At 71.4% G+C, this 18,753-nt stretch carries 17 protein-coding genes; all 17 read right to left on the bottom strand.

Translation table 11 applies throughout. The features are described 5' to 3' along the window. Positions 1-21: 21 nt before the first annotated feature. Positions 22-480 (bottom strand): nitroreductase/quinone reductase family protein, encoded by a 459-nt coding sequence (locus ACK8HX_RS12090; protein ID WP_411940947.1) that lies wholly within the window; start codon positions 478-480, stop codon positions 22-24. 196 nt (positions 481-676) lie between these two features. Beyond that, complete coding sequence (locus ACK8HX_RS12085; protein WP_411940946.1) at positions 677-1,693, bottom strand: polyprenyl synthetase family protein; 1,017 nt, start codon at positions 1,691-1,693, stop codon at positions 677-679. Positions 1,694-1,698: 5 nt separating this feature from the next. Next, a complete protein-coding gene (nuoN, locus tag ACK8HX_RS12080) occupies positions 1,699-3,234 on the bottom strand; it encodes an NADH-quinone oxidoreductase subunit NuoN (RefSeq protein ID WP_411940991.1) in 1,536 nt (511 codons plus the stop codon). Positions 3,235-3,245: 11 nt separating this feature from the next. Next, positions 3,246-4,784 (bottom strand): NADH-quinone oxidoreductase subunit M, encoded by a 1,539-nt coding sequence (locus tag ACK8HX_RS12075; protein ID WP_411940945.1) that lies wholly within the window; start codon positions 4,782-4,784, stop codon positions 3,246-3,248. Continuing rightward, complete coding sequence (nuoL, locus tag ACK8HX_RS12070) at positions 4,781-6,715, bottom strand: NADH-quinone oxidoreductase subunit L (protein ID WP_411940944.1); 1,935 nt, start codon at positions 6,713-6,715, stop codon at positions 4,781-4,783. Before nuoL ends, ACK8HX_RS12075 begins: the two co-directional genes overlap by 4 nt. Positions 6,716-6,724: 9 nt before the next feature. Next, positions 6,725-7,024, bottom strand: coding sequence for an NADH-quinone oxidoreductase subunit NuoK (gene nuoK / locus ACK8HX_RS12065; protein WP_411940943.1), 300 nt, complete (start codon positions 7,022-7,024; stop codon positions 6,725-6,727). Further along, on the bottom strand, positions 7,021-7,791 hold the full coding sequence (locus tag ACK8HX_RS12060) for an NADH-quinone oxidoreductase subunit J (protein ID WP_411940942.1): 771 nt from the start codon (positions 7,789-7,791) through the stop codon (positions 7,021-7,023). The genes nuoK and ACK8HX_RS12060 overlap by 4 nt, the downstream gene beginning before the upstream one ends. Next, complete coding sequence (nuoI, locus tag ACK8HX_RS12055; RefSeq protein WP_411940941.1) at positions 7,788-8,402, bottom strand: NADH-quinone oxidoreductase subunit NuoI; 615 nt, start codon at positions 8,400-8,402, stop codon at positions 7,788-7,790. Before nuoI ends, ACK8HX_RS12060 begins: the two co-directional genes overlap by 4 nt. After that, positions 8,395-9,777 carry an NADH-quinone oxidoreductase subunit NuoH gene (gene nuoH, locus ACK8HX_RS12050; protein ID WP_411940940.1) on the bottom strand — a complete coding sequence of 461 codons (1,383 nt, stop codon included), beginning with the start codon at positions 9,775-9,777 and terminating at the stop codon, positions 8,395-8,397. The genes nuoI and nuoH overlap by 8 nt, the downstream gene beginning before the upstream one ends. Continuing rightward, positions 9,774-12,263 carry an NADH-quinone oxidoreductase subunit G gene (locus ACK8HX_RS12045; RefSeq protein ID WP_411940939.1) on the bottom strand — a complete coding sequence of 830 codons (2,490 nt, stop codon included), beginning with the start codon at positions 12,261-12,263 and terminating at the stop codon, positions 9,774-9,776. Before ACK8HX_RS12045 ends, nuoH begins: the two co-directional genes overlap by 4 nt. After that, positions 12,260-13,582 carry an NADH-quinone oxidoreductase subunit NuoF gene (gene nuoF / locus ACK8HX_RS12040; RefSeq protein ID WP_411940938.1) on the bottom strand — a complete coding sequence of 441 codons (1,323 nt, stop codon included), beginning with the start codon at positions 13,580-13,582 and terminating at the stop codon, positions 12,260-12,262. The genes ACK8HX_RS12045 and nuoF overlap by 4 nt, the downstream gene beginning before the upstream one ends. Beyond that, positions 13,582-14,517 (bottom strand): NADH-quinone oxidoreductase subunit NuoE, encoded by a 936-nt coding sequence (nuoE, locus tag ACK8HX_RS12035; protein ID WP_411940937.1) that lies wholly within the window; start codon positions 14,515-14,517, stop codon positions 13,582-13,584. Before nuoE ends, nuoF begins: the two co-directional genes overlap by 1 nt. After that, on the bottom strand, positions 14,517-15,917 hold the full coding sequence (locus tag ACK8HX_RS12030) for an NADH-quinone oxidoreductase subunit D (RefSeq protein WP_411940936.1): 1,401 nt from the start codon (positions 15,915-15,917) through the stop codon (positions 14,517-14,519). The genes nuoE and ACK8HX_RS12030 overlap by 1 nt, the downstream gene beginning before the upstream one ends. After that, complete coding sequence (locus tag ACK8HX_RS12025; RefSeq protein ID WP_411940935.1) at positions 15,917-16,762, bottom strand: NADH-quinone oxidoreductase subunit C; 846 nt, start codon at positions 16,760-16,762, stop codon at positions 15,917-15,919. The genes ACK8HX_RS12030 and ACK8HX_RS12025 overlap by 1 nt, the downstream gene beginning before the upstream one ends. Then, on the bottom strand, positions 16,759-17,358 hold the full coding sequence (locus ACK8HX_RS12020) for a NuoB/complex I 20 kDa subunit family protein (protein ID WP_411940934.1): 600 nt from the start codon (positions 17,356-17,358) through the stop codon (positions 16,759-16,761). The genes ACK8HX_RS12025 and ACK8HX_RS12020 overlap by 4 nt, the downstream gene beginning before the upstream one ends. Before the next feature lie 61 nt (positions 17,359-17,419). Then, positions 17,420-17,782 (bottom strand): NADH-quinone oxidoreductase subunit A, encoded by a 363-nt coding sequence (locus ACK8HX_RS12015; RefSeq protein WP_411940933.1) that lies wholly within the window; start codon positions 17,780-17,782, stop codon positions 17,420-17,422. A 268-nt stretch (positions 17,783-18,050) separates the two neighbouring features. Beyond that, on the bottom strand, positions 18,051-18,743 hold the full coding sequence (locus tag ACK8HX_RS12010; RefSeq protein ID WP_411940932.1) for a demethylmenaquinone methyltransferase: 693 nt from the start codon (positions 18,741-18,743) through the stop codon (positions 18,051-18,053). Between the last annotated feature and the right edge of the window lie 10 nt (positions 18,744-18,753).

Here is an 18,753-nt window from a genome sequence, read left to right as displayed (position 1 = left end):
GGTGTCGCCGGGTGTCGTCGACTAGAGCGGTTCGAGGACGACGACCGCCGTCCGCGTCGAGCGCAGCGCGGCGAGCTCGTCGAGCTGGGTGTCGATCTCGCGCCAGCGGGCCCACAGCCGCTCCCGCTCCTCGCCCTCGGCCGCTCGTCCCCGGACCCGTCGGGTGCCGCCCCTGACCTCGACCTCGGCCTCCGGGTTCGCGAGGAGGTTGAGCCACCACGCCGGCTCGCCCTCGCCCCAGCCGTTCATCGCCATCGTCACGAGGTTCCGGCCGTCCTCGTAGTACCCGAGGAGGACGCTGCGCGGCTGCCCGGACCGTCGGCCCGTCGTCGTCAGGCGCAGCGTGCCCCACCTGCCCGGCTTCGGACGCCAGAGGCCGACTCGACCGCCGCTGACGCGGTAGATCGCGCGGTGGACTCGCCACGCGCCGGTGACGACCCACCGCGGCGGGACCCTCGCCGGACGCTCACGACGGGCCATCGGCCTCACCTCCGCTCGTTTCGATCCAACACCCCTCCACCTCGCCTGGGAAGCCCTCTCGGGCTCGTGTGCTCAACTGGTCGCCCTGGCAGCCACCTGAGCACACGACGCGGGTTCAGGGGCCGAGGACGTGGCGGAGGTGGTCGTCGGTGGGGCGTACCGAGATCGACCTGTTGGTCGATTCTCGGACGACGGGTCAGCCGACGCGGTGGACGACGCCCGTCGCGAGAGCGTGCAGCGCCGACCTCGCGTCGCTCTCGGGCAGCGAGGCGAGGACGTCCTGCGCCTGCCGCGCGACGGCCTCGGTGTGCTCGCGGGCACGTTCCATCGCCGGGTGGGCCCGCAGCAGGGTCAGCGCCTCGGACAGCCGCTCGTCGGACGACAGGTCGCCCGTGAGGAGCGCCTGCAGCCGCGCATCGGCGGGGTCGGTCGACGCGAGGACGTGGAGGACGGGCAGGGTCCGCTTGCCCTCGCGCAGGTCGGTGCCGGGGGTCTTGCCGGTCTCGTCGGCCTCCGACCCGATGTCGATGAGGTCGTCGGCCAGCTGGAACGCCATCCCGAGCCGCTCGCCGTACTCGCGCATCACCTCGACCGTGGCCGCGTCGCAGCCGCCGAACATCGCCCCGTAGCGCGCGGCCGTGGCGATGAGGACGCCGGTCTTGTCGGCGAGGACGCCGAGGTGGTGCTCGACGGGGTCGACCCCGGGCGGGGTGGGTCGGTCGTCGCGGATCTGTCCCGAGCACAGCCGCACGAAGGTCTGCGCCTGGATCTTCACGGCCTCGGGGCCGAGGTCGGCGACGATGTCGGAGGCGGTGCCGAAGAGCAGGTCACCGACGAGGATCGCCGTGGAGTTGCCGTAGAGGGCGTTCGCCGACGGTGCACCGCGCCGCACGTCGGCCTCGTCCATGACGTCGTCGTGGTAGAGCGAGGCGAGGTGGGTCAGCTCGACGCCGGCCGCCGCGGCGACCACCTGGGTGGACGCCCCCGACCCCAGCTCGGACGCGAGCAGGGTCAGCAGCGGCCGGAACCGCTTGCCGCCCGCGGCCGTGAGGTGCGCCCCGGCCTCGGCGATGAACGGGTCGTCGTGGTCGACCCGTTCCTCGATGAGCGCGTTGACCGCGGCCAGCCCGTCGGCGAGGCGGGTGCGCAGCTCCTCGGACGCCCCGGGGAGCTCGAGCACCGAGGGGGTGCCCCGCTGCGCGCCCGTCGCCACGCCCGTCACAGGAGGAAGTGCGAGGCCGAGCCGGCGGCCTCGAGGGCGAGCCCGGGGAGGACCCCGGCGAGGACGGTCACGAGGACACCGACCGTGATGGCGATCGTCGACGGCACCGAGGGCGTCAGCGCGACGACGGCGTCGCCCTCGGGGGCGTCGGTGAAGTACATGAGGACGATGAGCCGGACGTAGACGAACGCGGTGACCGCGGAGGCGAGGACACCGATGACGACGAGGACCACCCCGGAGGTGCCGGACTCGACGGCCGGGGCGAAGGCCGCGTACTTGGCGGTGAAGCCCGAGGTGAGCGGGATGCCGGCGAACGCGAGGAGGAGGAACGCGAACACGCCTGCAACGACGGGGTGCCGGCGGCCGAGACCGGCCCACTGCGACAGGTGCGACGCCTCGGACCCGCCCTGGCGCACCATCGCGACGATGCCGAAGGCGGCGATCGTCGTGAAGCCGTAGGCGAGCAGGTAGAACAGCACGCCGCCGATGGCCGCCTCGGAGAACGCGAGGACACCGACGAGGATGAAGCCGGCGTGCGCCACCGACGAGTACGCGAGGAGCCGCTTGACGTCGGTCTGGGTGACCGACAGGACGGCACCGACGACCATCGTCAGGGCCGCGATGACGGCGACGCCGATCTCCCAGTCCCACCGGTTCGCGCCGACACCGACGTAGACGAGGCGCAGGATCGCGCCGAACGCGGCGAGCTTGGTGCAGGCGGCCATGAAGCCGGTGACCGGGGTGGGCGCCCCCTGGTAGGCGTCGGGCGTCCACGAGTGGAACGGCACCGCCCCGACCTTGAACAGCAGGCCGATGAGGGTGAGGACGACGCCGGGCAGGAGCAGGCCGTCGAGGTCGCCCGAGGCCGTGGAGATCGCCTGTGAGATGAGCTTGAGGTCGCTGGACCCGGCGTAGCCGTAGAGCAGTGCCGCGCCGAAGAGGAAGAACGCGCTGGAGAACGCCCCGAGGAGGAAGTACTTGAGCGCGGCCTCCTGCGACAGCAGGCGGCGACGGCGCGCGAGGCCGGTCATGACGTACAGCGGCAGCGAGAGGACCTCGAGCCCGACGAACATCGTGATGAGGTCGTTGGCGCTGACGAAGACCATCATCCCGAGCACCGCGAACAGGGTGAGCGGGAAGACCTCGGAGGTCGCGTACCCGGCGCGGGTGGCGGCGTCCTCCTGCGAGGACCCGGGGGTCGAGGCGCCCATCGGGGTGAAGGCGTCGGCGCCGACCCCGCCGAAGCGCTCGGCCATGACGAGCACGCCGGTCGCCGCCAGGAGCAGGAGCGAGGCCTGGAGGAAGAGCGCGACGCCGTCGATGGCGACCGAGCCGCCGAGGGTGACGGCCTGGTCCTCCCGCGACCACACGACGAGGGCCGCCAGCGCGACGAGGAGGGTGGCGACGGTCAGCCACACCTGGACGCCGTGGCGGACCGCGCGCGGGGCGAAGGCCTCGACGAGCACGCCGACGATCGCGCCCGCGGCGACGATGAACATCGGCAGGACCGCCGCGTAGGCGACGTCGACCATCTGGAAGTCGGTCACTGGGCGCTCCCGGAGGCGTTGGCGGGCGCGGGGTCGGTGACGCCGACGATCTGCAGCGTCCGGTCCACGGCCGGGTTGACGAGGTCGAGCACGGGCTTGGGGTAGAAGCCGAGCAGCACGAACGAGGCGATGATCGGCGCGACGACGACCTTCTCGCGCAGCGAGAGGTCATGGGGCGCCTCGCCCTCGGCGAAGCTCGGCTTCGGCCCGGTCATGACGCGCTGGTACATCAGCAGGATGTACAGCGCCGCGAGGACGATGCCGACCGCCGCGATGACGGCCGCCACCGGGTAGCGCATGAAGGTGCCCTGGAGGACGAGGAACTCGGAGACGAAGCTCGACAGCCCGGGCAGCGCCAGCGACGACAGGCCGGCGACGAGGAAGGTTCCCGCGAGGACGGGGGTGACCCGCTGCCAGCCGCCGTAGTCGGGGATCCGCTTCGACCCGCGCCGGGCCACGAGGAACCCGGCGAGGAGGAACAGCCCGGCCGTGGAGAAGCCGTGGTTGACCATGTAGAGGGTCGACCCGGCGCCGCCGACGCTCGTCAGGGCGAAGATGCCCAGGACGATGAAGCCGAAGTGGCTGATCGAGGTGAACGCGATGAGCCGCATCATGTCGGTCTGGCCGATCGCGAGCAGCGCGCCGTAGACAACCGACACGACCGCGAGGGTGATGACGACCGGTGTCGCCCACTGCGAGGCCTCCGGGAACAGCTGGAGGCAGAAGCGGATCATCCCGTAGGTGCCGACCTTGTCGAGGACACCGACGAGGAGCACCGCGGTGGCCGGGCGCGACTCGGCCGCGGCATCCGGCAGCCAGGTGTGCACCGGCCACATCGGCGCCTTGACCGCGAACGCGACGAAGAAGCCGACGAACATCCAGCGCAGCGCACCGGTGCTCGCCTCGAGGTTGTCGGTCAGCGACTCGACGAGGAAGCCCTGCTCGCCGCCCGGGCCCGCGACGTAGACGCCGATGACCGCGACGAGCATGACGAGCCCGCCGGCGAGGGAGAACAGCAGGAACTTCACCGCCGCGTACTGGCGACGCGGACCGCCGAACAGCCCGATGAGGAAGTACACCGGGATGAGCATCGCCTCGAAGAAGACGTAGAAGAGGAAGACGTCGGTGGCGGCGAAGACACCGACCATGAACGCCTCGAGGACGAGCATGAGCGCGAAGTAGCGCTTGGTGCGACCGAGGTCGTCGGCGTCGACGTCCTTCCACGCCGCGAGCAGGCAGACCGGGGTGAGGATCGTCGCCATGACGATGAGCGACAGGGCGATGCCGTCGACCCCGAGCGCGTAGGACACCCCGAACTGCGGGATCCACGCGTACACCTCCGAGAGCTGGAACATCTCGGTGCTGCCGGTGTCGAACCGCGCCCAGGCGGCGAGCGCGAGGCCGAGGGTGACGAGGGAGAACCCGAGGGCGACCGGCCGGGCGTTGCGCGCCGACCCACCGGGCAGCGCCGCCACGACGACCGCGCCGACGAGCGGCACGACCAGCATGAGGGTCAGCAGGGGCAGGGAGTTCACTGGATCACCCACAGAGCACCGAGGACGGCGACGACACCGGTGAGCATCGTCAGGGCATACGACCGGGCGTACCCGGTCTGGACACGGCGCAGCCTCGAGGAGAGGCCGCCGACGAGCGCCGCGAGACCTCCGGCGGCGCCGTCGATGCCCCGGGCGTCGGCGAAGACGAGGCCGCGGGTCAGGTGGATGCCGGGGCGCATGAACAGGCCCTCGTTGACGGCGTCCTGGTAGAGGTCGACGCGGGCGGCGCGCGTGAGGACCGAGCCACGCGGCGCGACCTCCGGCACGTCGTCGCGGCCGTAGCGCATCCACGCCAGCCCGGCGCCGGCGGCGACGAGGACGAGGGTCAGGACGATGAGCAGGGCCGGCGCGATGACCGGGTGCTCCTCGCCGTGCGCGCCCACGACCGGCTCGAGCCAGTGCGTGAAGACCCCGGTCGGGCCGAGGACCAGGCCGAGGAAGGCCGAGCCGCCGGCGAGCACCATCATCGGCACCGTCATCGTCAGTGGTGACTCGTGCGGGTGGTACTCCTCGTCGTCCCAGCGCCTCTCGCCGTGGAAGGTCATGAAGAACAGGCGCGACATGTAGAACGCGGTGATGCCCGCGCCGACGAGGGCGGCTCCGCCGAGGACCCAGGGCTGCCAGCCCTCGCCGACGAACGCGGCCTCGATGACCTTGTCCTTGGACCAGAAGCCGGAGAACGGCGGGACGCCGAGGATGGCGAGCCAGCCGAGCCCGAAGGTCACCCAGGTGATCTTCATGAAGGTCGACAGCCCGCCGTAGCGGCGCATGTTCACCTCGTCCTTCATGCCGTGCATGACCGAGCCGGCGCCGAGGAACATGCCGGCCTTGAAGAAGCCGTGGGTCAGCAGGTGGAAGATCGCGAAGGCGTAGCCGACCGGGCCGAGGCCGGCCGCGAGCATCATGTAGCCGATCTGGCTCATCGTCGAGGCCGCGAGGGCCTTCTTGATGTCGTCCTTGGCGCAGCCGACGACCGCCCCGAAGAGCAGGGTCACGGCGCCGACGAGGGCGACGGCCAGCTGGGCGTCGGGGGCGGCGTCGTAGATGACGTTGGAGCGCACGACGAGGTAGACGCCGGCGGTGACCATCGTCGCCGCGTGGATGAGCGCTGACACCGGCGTGGGGCCGGCCATCGCGTCGCCGAGCCAGCTCTGGAGCGGGAACTGCGCCGACTTGCCGCAGGCCCCGACGAGGAGGAGCAGGCCGATGGCGGTGAGGGCACCCTGGTTGGCGCCCGCGACGCCCTCGTTGACGGTGGCGTAGTCGACCCCGCCGAAGGTCACGAACATCACCATGATGGCGATGGACAGGCCGAGGTCGCCGACCCGGTTGACGAAGAACGCCTTGTTCGCGGCGGTCGCGTACGCCGGGTTGTGGTTCCAGAACCCGATGAGCAGGTAGGAGGCCAGGCCCACGCCCTCCCAGCCGACGAAGAGCAGCAGGTAGCTGTCGGAGAGGACGAGGAGCAGCATCGCCGCGACGAAGAGGTTGAGGTAGGCGAAGAAGCGCCGCTTGTCGGGGTCGTGCTCCATGTACCCGAGCGAGTACACGTGGATGAGCGACCCGACGAAGGTGATGAGCATGACGAACGCCATCGACAGCGGGTCGACGAGCAGCCCGACGTCGAGCTGGAAGGCGCCCGCCGGTACCCAGCTCCACAGACCGATGTGCTGCGCCCGTTGGGCCTCGTCGAGGCCGACGAGCTGGAGGAGCACGACGAGCCCGACGACGAAGGAGCCCCACGACAGGCCGGTGGCCAGCAGCGGACCCCAGCGGTCGGTGCGACGCCCGCCGAGCAGGAGGACCGCGGACCCGAGCAGCGGCAGCGCGACGAGCAGCCAGGCGACCCCGGCGGCTCCGGTCGCGTCGACCGCGGCGAGCCCGCTGTCGGCGGTGATGAGTGACGTCACAGGTGCTCCTTACAGCTTCAGCAGGTTCGCGTCGTCGACCGAGGCCGACCGGCGGGACCGGAAGATCGCCATGATGATCGCGAGGCCGACGACGACCTCCGCGGCCGCGACGACCATGACGAAGAGGGCGAGGACCTGGCCGTCGAGGTTGCCGTGCATCCGCGCGAACGTCACGAAGACGAGGTTCGCCGCGTTGAGCATGAGCTCGACGCCCATGAAGACGATGATCGCGTTGCGCCGGGTCAGCACGGTCGCGCCACCGATGACGAAGAGGATCGTCGCCAGGTAGATGTAGTTGACCAGGCTCATCGCTCGCTCCCCTCGCGCAGGTCGCGCTCGATCTCGGCCTCGTTCTCGCGGTAGATCTCGGGCGAGGTGTTCTGCTCGCGCGCGGTGAGCACCCGCGAGACCGACAGCTCGGACGCCGTGCCGTCGGGCAGCAGGGCCGGGGTGTCGACGGCGTTGTGCCGCGCGTAGACGCCGGGGGCCGGGAGGCCGGCGAGGTGCTCGCCGTCCTTGAAGCGCCGCTTGCTCCACTCCTTCTGGTCCGGGCCCTTGCCGAGGCGCTCGCGGTGGGCGAGCACCATCGCGCCGAGGGCGGCGGTGATGAGGAGGGCGCTCGTCATCTCGAAGACCCAGACGTACCGGCCGAAGATCAGCTGCGCGACGGCGCTGACGTTGCCGGTCTGGGCGTTGATCGACTCCACGCCGGCCGGCTCCGGGAAGGTCACCCGCCCGATGGCGGCGGCGAGGAAGCCGCCGAGCCCGAGGCTGAGCAGGGCGGTGGCCCAGCGCTGCCCGGTGATCGTCTCGACGAGGCTGTCGGAGGAGTCGACGCCCACGAGCATGAGGACGAAGAGGAACAGCATCATCACCGCGCCGGTGTAGACGAAGATCTGGATGACGCCGAGGAAGTCCGCGCCCTGGGTGACGTAGAAGACGCCGAGGACGATCATCGTCAGCGCCATGCCGAGGGCCGCGTGGACCGCCTTGCGCGCGAAGACCAGCCCGAGGGCGCCGAGGACGGCCGTCGGGCCGAGGATCCAGAACAGGACGGCCTCACCGGTGCCGGTCACGAGGTCACCTCCGCGTCGTCGGTGCGGGTGTGCGCGGCGACGTACTCGCGCTGGGAGTCGGTGGCCCCGGTGACCTTGCCGAGGTAGTAGTCGCGCTCCTCCATGCCGTCGGCCATGGGGAACGGCGGGGGGAGCATGCCGGGCTGGAGCGGGGCGAGGAGCTGGTCCTTGGTGAAGATCAGGTCGGCGCGGTTGTCGTCGGCGAGCTCGTACTGGTTCGTCATCGTCAGCGCGCGCGTCGGGCATGCCTCGATGCACAGCCCGCAGAAGATGCAGCGCAGGTAGTTGATCTGGTAGACGCGTCCGTACCGCTCACCGGGGCTGAAGCGCCCCGCGCCGCCCTCGGTGTCGTCGTTGTCCGCGCCCTCGACGAGGATCGCATCGGCCGGGCAGGCCCAGGCGCACAGCTCGCACCCGACGCACTTCTCGAGGCCGTCGGGGTGGCGGTTGAGCTGGTGCCGGCCGTGGAAGCGCGGCTGCGTGGGCCGCTTCTCCTCCGGGTACTCCTCGGTGACGACCTTGCGGAACATCGTCGAGAAGGTGACGCCGAACCCGCCGACGGGGGCGAACAGGTCGGAGAAGAAGCCGGACTTCTTCTGCTCGTCAGCCACGAGCGTCCTCCTTGGTGTCGCTGCCGGACGTGAGGGCCGGCGCGGTCAGCGAGGGCTCGCGCAGGCGCTGCCCCGGCAGGGGCGGCACCGGGAAGCCCCCGGCGTAGGGGTCGATCTCGTCGGGGATCGTCGGGTGGAGCGCGGCCTCCTTGCGCTCGGCGCGTCGGTCCCAGAACCAGCCGGCGACGAGCGCCCCCACGGCGATGACGCCGACGAGGAAGAGGGAGGTGATGGGGAAGGTCCGGCCGGCGAGGACGACGTTGCCGCCGAGCCAGCCGTTCTGGCCGGCGCGGAAGAACGCGATGAGGACGACCCAGCCGAGCGTCGCCGGGATGAGGAACTTCCACCCGAAGCGCATGAACTGGTCGTACCGGACGCGCGGCAGGGAGCCGCGCAGCCAGACGAACACGAACATGAACATCCACAGCTTGACGGTGAACCAGAAGATGCCCCACCAGCCGGTGGCGAACATCCCGTCGGCGATGAGCGAGACGCCGGGGGGCGCCGCGTAGCCGCCGAGGAACATCGTCGTGGCCAGGGCCGCGACGGTGAACATGTTGATGTACTCGCCGAGGAAGAACATCGCGAAGCGCATCGAGCCGTACTCGGTGTGGAACCCGCCGGTGAGCTCGCCCTCGCCCTCGGCGAGGTCGAACGGGAGGCGGTTGGTCTCGCCGACCATCGTGATGACGTAGACGAAGAAGCTGAAGAACGCCGGCACGACGAACCACAGGTCGCGCTGCGCGGAGACGATCTGCGAGGTCGACATCGACCCGGCGTAGAGGAAGACGCCGACGAGCGAGAGGCCCATCGCGATCTCGTAGGAGATCATCTGCGCCGAGCTGCGCAGGCCACCGATGAGCGGGTACGTCGACCCCGAGCTCCAGCCCGCGAGGACCACGCCGTAGATGCCGACGCCGGCGACGGCGAGGACGACGAGGACCGCGACGGGGGTGTCGGTCAGCTGGAGCGGGGTGCGGTGCCCGAACATGCTGACCTCACCGCCCAGCGGCATGATCGCGAAGGAGACGAACGCCATCGTCGCCGTGATGAGCGGGGCGAGCGTGAAGACGACGACGTCGGCGGCCTTGGGCCGGACGTCCTCCTTGAGCATCGACTTCATGCCGTCGGCGAGGGTCTGGAGCAGCCCGAACGGGCCGTTGCGGTTCGGGCCCGGGCGCTGCTGCATGCGGCCGATGACGCGGCGCTCGAACCAGATGACGAGCAGCGTCGAGAGCAGCAGGTAGACGAAGATGACGAGCGCCTTGACGAGCGAGAGCCACAGCGGGGTGTCGCTGAAGTCGGCCCGCGGGTTGTCGGTGCCCGCCGTGGCGAGCGAGACGACCTCGGGCAGTGCGGCGAGCGTGCTGCTCATGCCAGGGCCTCCTTCGTGACGGAGACGAGGGCGCCGGGGGCGCCCTCGAGGGCGGGGCGGAGGTCCGAGCCCGCGGAGTTCGTCGGCAGCCAGACGACGTGGTCGGCCATCTCGGACACGAGCACCGGCGCGGTGACCGTGAGGCCCTCGCCGACGGTCACGGTCAGGTCGTCGCCGTCGACGACGCCGAAGGCCTCGGCCGTCGGAGCGGAGACCCGCGCGACCGGCCGCGGCGCGGTGCCGGCCAGGAACGGCTCGCCGTCCTGGAGCGACCCACGGTCGAGCAGGTGGCGCCACGTCGCGAGGACGAGCGTGCCGGCGTCGAGGCTCGGCACCTCGCCCGCCTCGACCGTGGGGGCGGCGGCGCGGGCGCCGGTCCAGGGACCGAGCTCGGCCATCTCGGCGCGGACCTCGCGCAGCGTGCGCGTGCCGAGGAACTCGCCCATCTCGTCGGCGAGCATGTCGAGGGCGCGGTAGTCGCTGACGTGGCCGGTCTCGAGGGCGGCCTCGAAGGCGCGGACCCGGCCCTCCCAGTCGACGAAGGTGCCGCCCTTCTCGGCGTGCGCCGCGACGGGGAGCACGACGTCGGCGACCTCGGTGACCGCCGACGGGCGGATCTCGAGGGAGACGACGAACGGCGCTGCGAGGGCCTCGGCGGCCCCGGCGAGGCCGAGGTCGGCGGGGTCGACGCCGCCGACGACGAGCGCGTCGACCTCACCGGCGGCGGCCGCCGCGACGATCGCGGCGGTGTCGCGGCCGTCGGCCTCGGGCAGCGACGGGACACCCCAGGCCCGCGCGACCTCCGCGCGGGCGGCGGCGTCGGCGACCGGGCGGCCACCGGGCAGGAGCGTCGGGAGGGCGCCGGCCTCGAGGGCGCCGCGCTCGCCGGCGCGCCGGGGGACCCAGGCGAGGCGGGCACCGGTGGACCCGGCCAGCGCCGCGACCGCACTCAGTGCACCGGGGACCGTGGCGAGGCGTTCGCCGACGAGGACGACCGCGCCCTCGCGCAGGGCCTCGCCGGCCGCGGTGACGGCGTCGGTGCCCCGGGCCTCCCCGAGCGCGCGCAGCACCTCGGGCTCGGTGCCGGGAGCGGTCGGGATGAGCGTGCCGCCCATCTTCGCCAGGCCGCGCGTCGCGACCGGCGCGACGGCGAAGACGCGGGTGCGGCTCTTGCGGAACGCCTTTCGCAGCCGGAGGAAGACGATGGGGCTCTCGTCCTCGGGCTCGAAGCCGACGAGCACGACGGCCTTGGCGGCCTCGAGGTCGGCGTAGGTGACCGCGCCGCCGTCCGGGCCGGTGGCGACGACGTGGGAGGCGAGGAAGTCGGCCTCCTCCGCCGAGTGCGGGCGGACGCGGAAGTCGACGTCGTTGGTGCCGAGGACGGTGCGGGCGAACTTGCCGTAGGCGTAGGCGTCCTCGCTGCTGACGCGCCCGCCGGTGAGGACCGCGGGGGCGGTGGCCGCGCGCAGCCCGGCCGCGGCGGCCTCGAGGGCCTCGCGCCACGAGACGACACGGAGCGTGCCGTCCTCGCCGCGGACCTGCGGCAGCTGGAGGCGGTCGGGCAGCGCGGTGTACGCGAACGCCCAGCGGCCCTTGTCGCAGTTCCACTCCTCGTTGACGGCCGGGTCGTTGACGGCCATCCGCCGCAGCACGGTGCCGCGGCGGTGGTCGGTACGGGTGGCGCAGCCGCTCGCGCAGTGCTCGCAGACGCTCGGGGTCGACACGAGGTCGAAGGGACGGCTGCGGAAGCGGTAGGCCGCTCCGGTGAGCGCGCCGACCGGGCAGATCTGCACGGTGTTGCCCGAGAAGTAGCTCTCGAAGGGCTTCTCCTCGTAGATGCCGACCTGCTGGAGGGCGCCGCGCTCGACGAGGGCGATGAACGGGTCGCCGGCGATCTGCTCGGAGAAGCGGGTGCAGCGGGCGCACAGGACGCACCGCTCACGGTCGAGGAGCACCTGGCTGGAGATGTTGACCGGCTTGGGGTAGGTGCGCTTGACGTCCTCGAAGCGCGAGGTGGAGCGCCCGTTGCTCATCGCCTGGTTCTGCAGGGGGCACTCGCCGCCCTTGTCGCAGACCGGGCAGTCGAGCGGGTGGTTGATGAGGAGCAGCTCCATGACGCCCTGCTGCGCCTTGTCGGCGCCCTCGGACGTGTACTGCGTCTTGACGACCATGCCGGGGGCGACGGCCATCGTGCACGAGGCCTGCGGCTTCATCCGCCCGGGCGGGCCCTGCATCTGGCGCGGCTCGCTCGGCGTGCCGTCGGGTCCGGGCGGGCCCGGCATCCAGACCTCGACGAGGCACTGGCGGCAGGCACCGACCGGGTCCAGGCCGGGGTGGTCGCAGAACCGCGGGATCTCGATGCCGACGGTCTCGGCGGCGCGGATGATGAGGGTGCCCTTGGGGACCGAGACCTCGCGGTCGTCGATCGTCAGGGTGACGAGGTCGGGCGCGGCGGGCGCCTCGACCTTCTCGGGCGTGGTCGTCATGCGGTCACGCTTTCCTTCTCGTCCTTGGCGAACAGCGTCGAGGCGTGGCGGTCGAACGGGCACCCACCGTGGGTGAGGTGGGCGACGTACTCGTCGCGGAAGTACTGGATCGAGCTCGTGATGGGGCTCGTGGCACCGTCGCCGAGCGCGCAGAAGCTGCGACCGAGGATGTTGTCGCAGATGTCGAGGAGCTTGTCGAGGTCCTCCTCGCTCCCCTCGCCCTGCTCGAGGCGGCCGAGGATCTGCTTGAGCCACCACGTGCCCTCGCGGCAGGGGGTGCACTTGCCGCACGACTCGTGCTTGTAGAAGTCGGTCCAGCGGTCGACGGCGCGCACGACGCAGGTCGTCTCGTCGAAGATCTGCAGGGCGCGGGTCCCGAGCATGGAGCCCGCCGCCCCGACCGACTCGAAGTCGAGCGGGACGTCGAGGTGCTCGGCCGTGAACAGCGGTGTCGACGAGCCGCCGGGCGTCCAGAACTTGATCGCCTTGTCGGGGTCGCGCATCCCGCCGGCCATCTCGAGCAGCTCGCGCAGGGTGATGCCGAGCGGCGCCTCGAACTGGCCGGGGTTCCTCACGTGGCCGGACAGGCTGAAGATGCCGAACCCGGTGGACTTCTCGGTGCCCATGCCGGTGAACCAGTCGACGCCCTCGAGGATGATCCCGGGGACCGAGGCGATCGACTCGACGTTGTTGACCGAGGTCGGGCGGGCGTAGAGCCCCTGCGCGCCGGGGAACGGCGGCTTGCTCCGCGGCTGGCCGCGGCGGCCCTCGAGGGAGTCGAGGAGCGCGGTCTCCTCGCCGCAGATGTAGGCACCCGCGCCGGCGTGCACGGTGATGTGGAGGTTGACGCCGGTGCCGTGCACGTCGTCGCCGAGGTGCCCTGCCGCGTAGGCCTCCTCGACCGCGCGCAGCAGGCGGCGGTAGACGTGGACGACCTCGCCACGCAGGTAGATGAAGGCGTGCTCGCACCCGATGGCGAACGAGGAGATGGCGACGCCCTCGATGAGGACGTGCGGGTTCGCCATCATCAGCGGGATGTCCTTGCAGGTGCCCGGCTCGGACTCGTCGGCGTTGACGACGAGGTAGCGTGCACCGCCGTCCGGCGGGGCCATGAAGGACCACTTCATGCCGGTGGGGAAGCCCGCACCGCCGCGGCCGCGCAGGCTGGAGTCCTTGACGGCCTGGATGATCGCGGCCGGCGCCATGCCGAGCGCCTTGTCGAGCGCCTTGTAGCCGTCGTGCCGCGCGTAGGTCTCGAGCGTCCAGCTCCGGGGGTCGTCCCAGAACTTCGACAGGATCGGGGTCAGGGTGCTCGCCATCACGCGTCCTTCGCCTTCTTGGGAGTCGCCTTCTTCGCGGTGCGTCCGGCCGCGGGCGTGCCGGCCGCCTTCGCCTCGTCCTCGGCCGGGGTGTCGTCGGCGGCGTTGGCGACCGCGGCCTCCTCCGCCTTCGGGGCCTTCGCCTCGTCGTGGGCGGGGGTGACCTCGGTGTTGCCGGGGGTGACCGGTGCGGACGTCCCGGCGCCACCGGCGCTCGCGCCCTCGGGAGCGGTCCAGCCGTTGCGCTTGGCGAGCTCGAGCCCGACGAGGGAGGCCGGGCCGGCGCCCACGCCCTCGTCGGCGAGGCCGTCGTGGAAGCCGGCGAGCACGCGGCTCACCTGCTTGAAGGTGCACAGGCGGGCGGGGCCGCGGGTGGGGCGGACGTCCTCACCCGCGCGCAGCCGGTCGACGAGCTCGATCGTGGAGCCGACGGTCTGGTTGTCGAAGAACTCCCAGTTGCCCATGACGACCGGGGCGTAGTCGCACGCCGCGTTGCACTCGATGCGCTCGAGGGTGATCTTGCCGTCGTCGGTCGTCTCGTCGTGGCCGATGCCCAGGTGCTCGGAGACGGCGTCCCAGATCTCGTCGCCGCCCATGACCGCGCACAGCGTGTTGGTGCAGACACCGACCGTGTACTCGCCGTTGGGGTGGCGCTTGTACTGCGTGTAGAACGTCGCGACGCCGCTGACCTCGGCGGTCGTGAGGTCGAGCAGCTCGGCGCACAGGTCGATGCCGCGCCCGGTGACGTAGCCGTCGACCGACTGCACGAGGTGCAGCAGCGGCAGGAGGGCCGAGCGCTTCTCGGGGTAGCGCGCGATGACCTCGGCGGCGTCGGCGCGGAACTGCGCCTCGACGTCGGCGGGGTACGGCTCCTTGGACTCCTCACTGACCGTGAGGTGACCGGATGCGGTCTGGAGGCCGAAGTCGTGGGCCATCAGCGGTCGACACCTCCCATGACGGGGTCGATGGAGGCCACGGCGACGATGACGTCGGCGACCTGCGATCCCTCGCACATCGCCGCCACGGCCTGCAGGTTGTTGAAGCTCGGGTCACGGAAGTGCGCGCGGTAGGGGCGGGTGCCGCCGTCGGAGACGGTGTGGCAGCCGAGCTCGCCCTTGGCCGACTCGACCGCCGCGTAGGCCTGGCCGGGCGGCACGCGGAAGCCCTCGGTGACGAGCTTGAAGTGGTGGATCAGCGCCTCCATCGAGGAGCCCATGATCGTGCGGATGTGCTCGAGGCTGTTGCCCTGGCCGTCGCCGCCGATGGCGAGCTGGGCCGGCCAGGCGATCTTCTTGTCCTCGACCATGACCGGCTGCCCCTCGGTGCGCTGGAGGCGGTCGAGGCACTGCTCGACGATCTTCAGCGACTCGTACATCTCGTCGATGCGGATGCGCAGGCGGTCGTACGCGTCGGCGCCCGTGCGGGTCTTGACCTCGAAGTCGTAGGTCTCGTAGCCGCAGTACGGGGCGGACTTGCGCAGGTCGTGCGGGAGCCCGGTGCTGCGCAGGACCGGACCGGTGATGCCGAGGGCGGTGCAGCCGGTGAGGTCGAGGTAGCCGACGCCGACCGTGCGGCCCTTGAGCAGCGGGTTCTCGTTGAGGAGCAGCTCGAGCTCGTGGAGGCCGCGGCGCAGCTCGCCGACGACCTCGCGGACCATGTCGACCGCACCGTGCGGGACGTCCTGGGCCACACCGCCGGGGCGGATGTAGGCGTTGTTCATCCGCAGGCCGGTGATCGCCTCGAACACGCGCAGGATGCGCTCGCGCTCACGGAACCCGACCGTCATCACCGTGGTCGCGCCCATCTCCATGCCGCCGGTGCCGAGGCACACGAGGTGGGAGTTGACCCGCGTGAGCTCCATCATCATGACGCGGATGACGTTGGCGCGCTCCGGGATCCGGTCGGTGATGCCGAGCAGCTTCTCGATGGAGAGGCAGTACGCCGTCTCCTGGAACATCGGCGTCAGGTAGTCCATCCGGGTGCAGAACGTCACGCCCTGCACCCAGGTGCGGAACTCCATGTTCTTCTCGATGCCGGTGTGGAGGTAGCCGATGCCCGCGCGGGCCTCGGTGACCGTCTCGCCGTCGAGCTCGAGGATGAGGCGGAGCACGCCGTGCGTCGACGGGTGCTGCGGGCCCATGTTGACGACGATCCGCTCCTCGTGGAGCGCGGTCGCCTCGTCGACGAGGTCGTTCCAGTCGCCGCCGGAGACGGTGAAGACGGGTGCGCCCTCGGTGTCGTCGTGGGTCGACGCGCCGTACGGGTCGACGGTGGGCTCGGCGTCGCCGGCCGGGGCGTCCTCGAAGAGGTCGAAGTCCTGGTCGCGGGTCGTCATCAGGAGTACACCCTCCGCTCGTCGGGCGGGGGTACGACGCCGCCCTTGTACTCGACGGGGATGCCGCCGAGCGGGTAGTCCTTGCGCTGCGGGTGGCCGGGCCAGTCGTCGGGCATGAGGATGCGGGTCAGCGCGGGGTGGCCGTCGAACACGATTCCGAACATGTCCCAGGTCTCGCGCTCGTGCCAGTCGTTGCCGGGCCAGACCGACACGACCGACGGGATGTGCGGGTCGGCGTCGGGGGCGGTGACCTCGACGCGCACGCGCCGGCTGCCGTGGGTGATCGACAGCAGCGGGTAGACCGCGTGGAGCTCGCGGCCCTCGTCCTCGAGGTAGTGGACGCCGGAGACGCCCATGCACATCTCGAACCGCAGGCCGGGGTGGTCGCGCAGGACGCGCGCCACGGCGAGGAGGTGCTCGCGGCGGACGAAGAGGGTGAGCTCGCCCCGGTCGACGACGACCTTCTCGACCGCCTCGTTGGCGGTGGGGCCGCCGGCCTCGGTGAGGGCGCCGGCGAGGGTGTCGGCGAGCTCGTCGAAGTACGAGCCGTAGGGGCGCGGGCTGGCGCCGGGGAAGAGCGTCGGGGTGACGAGGCCGCCGTAGCCGGTGGTGTCCTGGCCGTCGCGCGGGCCGAACATGCCGCGGCGCTCGCCGACCTGCACCGGCGTGCCGTCGCCCTCGGCGATCTCCTGCCAGGTCGCGATGTTCGCGCTGTGGGCGGGTCGGAGCGCATCGGGGTCGTCGACGGTGGAGGTCTCGGGGCTGTCGATCACCTTGTCGGGGACCGCCTGCACGTCGGCGTCCTCGAGCTCGGGACCGTCGTCGGTCTTCTTCTCGTCGGTCATGCGAGCAGGTTCTTCCCGGCCGGCGCCGCGAGGTGCGCGAGGTGGTCGTGGGTGGGCGCCATGAGCGAGGTCGGGGTCGCGCGCAGGGCGGCCTCCTCGGCGGCGCGGGCGGCCGCGATGCGGTTGACGCCGAGCTTGCTGTTCTGGATCTGGTCGTGCAGCTCGATGATCGCGTTGAGCAGCATCTCCGGTCGCGGCGGACAGCCGGGCAGGTAGATGTCGACGGGGATGATGTGGTCGACGCCCTGGACGATCGCGTAGTTGTTGAACATCCCGCCCGAGCTGGCGCACACGCCCATCGAGATGACCCACTTGGGGTTGGGCATCTGGTCGTACACCTGGCGGACGACCGGCGCCATCTTCTGGCTGACCCGGCCCGCGACGATCATCAGGTCGGCCTGGCGCGGGGTGGCGCTGAAGCGCTCCATGCCGAAGCGGGCGATGTCGTAGTCGGGGGTCCCGACGGCCATCATCTCGATGGCGCAGCAGGCCAGGCCGAAGGTGGCCGGCCAGATCGAGGCCTTGCGCATGTAGCCGGCGACGTTCTCGAGCGTCGTGAGGACGAACCCCGCGGGCAGCTTCTCCTCGAGTCCCATCACGCCTCCTCGGCGGTGCAGTCGGGTGCGGTTCGTGCGGTCCGTGCGGTCGGTGCGGTGCTCAGTCCCACTCCAGCCCCCCGCGCTTCCACACGTAGGCGTAGGCGACGAACACGGTGAGGATGAACAGGACCATCTCGACGAGGGCGAACAGCCCCAGCTGGTCGAAGGCCACCGCGAAGGGGTACAGGAACACGGCCTCGATGTCGAAGATGATGAAGAGCATCGCCGTGAGGAAGTACTTGATCGGCACGCGGCCACCACCCGCGGCGCGCGGCGTGGGCTGGATCCCGCACTCGTAGGCCTCGAGCTTCGCGCGGTTGTAGCGCTTCGGGCCGACGACGAGGCTCGTGCCCACCGAGAGCAGGGCGAAGCCGAAACCGAGGGCCAGCAGGATCAGCAGCGGGACGTAGGGGTTGTTCATCGGGCGACAACTCCCCTTTCGGTGCTCGGGTGCGTCCGGGGCGGGGCGGACGGGTCGAGGTGCGGCGTCCCGGCCATCCTAGGGGGAGTGACGTACGGCACACCCGGGGAGGTGGTCCTCCCGGGAGCGGGGCGCCGGAGGGCGCGGTGTGCGGTCGTCACTGAGGCCTCGAGGGTGCTTGTGAATGTCTTCACGATCGGCGCAACTCTACGACTCCCGAAATGCCGGACGCACTGAGGGGGGCCTTACCTCGTCGAAGCCTGCGAGGTCAGCGCTTCGTCGCGCGGTGGAGGGCGACGATGCCGCCGGAGAGGTCGCGCCACTGCACGTCCTCCCAGCCCGCGGCCTGCACGCGGTGCGCGAGGGCGCGCTGGTCGGGCCACGCCCGGATCGACTCGGCGAGGTAGACGTAGCTCTCCGGGTTGCTGCTCACCCTGCGCGCGACCGCGGGCAGGGCGCGCATGAGGTAGCGGCTGTAGACCGTGCGGAACGCGGCGTTCGTCGGGCTGCTGAACTCGCACACGACGAGGCGTCCACCCGGCTTGGTGACGCGGAGGAACTCGCGCAGCGCGGCGTCCGGGTCGGCGACGTTGCGCAGCCCGAAGCTCATCGTCACGACGTCGAAGCTCTCGTCGGCGAAGGGCAGGTTCATCGCGTCGGCGGCGGTGAACCCGAGGTCCGAGCGGCGGCGGTGGCCCACCCGCAGCATCCCGAGCGAGAAGTCGGCGGGGACGACGTCGACGCCGTCGTCGGCGAAGGGCTCGCTGCTCGTGCCGGTGCCCGCGGCGATGTCGAGGACGGTCTGGCCGGGCCGCGCCTCGCAGGCGGCGACGACGGCGCGACGCCACAGCCGGTCCTGCCCCAGGCTCAGCACGTCGTTCGTCACGTCGTACTTGCTCGCGACGTCGTCGAACATCGCGGCGACGTCGCGGGGGTCCTTGTCGAGGGAGGCACGGCTCATGCGCGTCATC

Source organism: Oryzobacter faecalis (genome assembly GCF_046764005.1).
In the GTDB taxonomy this organism is placed as follows: domain Bacteria; phylum Actinomycetota; class Actinomycetes; order Actinomycetales; family Dermatophilaceae; genus Oryzobacter; species Oryzobacter faecalis.
Note: the sequence above shows the minus strand (reverse complement) of the source record. Positions and strands in the feature narration are given on the sequence as shown.

What these genes read in the sequence shown, in the direction of transcription:
- ACK8HX_RS12090 (WP_411940947.1), bottom strand. Translation starts at nt 480, where the DNA reads ATGGCCCGTCGTGAGCGTCCGGCGAGGGTCCCGCCGCGGTGGGTCGTC.
- nuoN (WP_411940991.1), bottom strand. Translation starts at nt 3,234, where the DNA reads ATGGTCGACGTCGCCTACGCGGCGGTCCTGCCGATGTTCATCGTCGCC.
- nuoK (WP_411940943.1), bottom strand. Translation starts at nt 7,024, where the DNA reads ATGAGCCTGGTCAACTACATCTACCTGGCGACGATCCTCTTCGTCATC.
- nuoH (WP_411940940.1), bottom strand. Translation starts at nt 9,777, where the DNA reads ATGAGCAGCACGCTCGCCGCACTGCCCGAGGTCGTCTCGCTCGCCACG.
- ACK8HX_RS12045 (WP_411940939.1), bottom strand. Translation starts at nt 12,263, where the DNA reads ATGACGACCACGCCCGAGAAGGTCGAGGCGCCCGCCGCGCCCGACCTC.
- nuoF (WP_411940938.1), bottom strand. Translation starts at nt 13,582, where the DNA reads ATGGCGAGCACCCTGACCCCGATCCTGTCGAAGTTCTGGGACGACCCC.
- nuoE (WP_411940937.1), bottom strand. Translation starts at nt 14,517, where the DNA reads ATGGCCCACGACTTCGGCCTCCAGACCGCATCCGGTCACCTCACGGTC.
- ACK8HX_RS12030 (WP_411940936.1), bottom strand. Translation starts at nt 15,917, where the DNA reads ATGACGACCCGCGACCAGGACTTCGACCTCTTCGAGGACGCCCCGGCC.
- ACK8HX_RS12025 (WP_411940935.1), bottom strand. Translation starts at nt 16,762, where the DNA reads ATGACCGACGAGAAGAAGACCGACGACGGTCCCGAGCTCGAGGACGCC.
- ACK8HX_RS12020 (WP_411940934.1), bottom strand. Translation starts at nt 17,358, where the DNA reads ATGGGACTCGAGGAGAAGCTGCCCGCGGGGTTCGTCCTCACGACGCTC.
- ACK8HX_RS12015 (WP_411940933.1), bottom strand. Translation starts at nt 17,782, where the DNA reads ATGAACAACCCCTACGTCCCGCTGCTGATCCTGCTGGCCCTCGGTTTC.
- ACK8HX_RS12010 (WP_411940932.1), bottom strand. Translation starts at nt 18,743, where the DNA reads ATGAGCCGTGCCTCCCTCGACAAGGACCCCCGCGACGTCGCCGCGATG.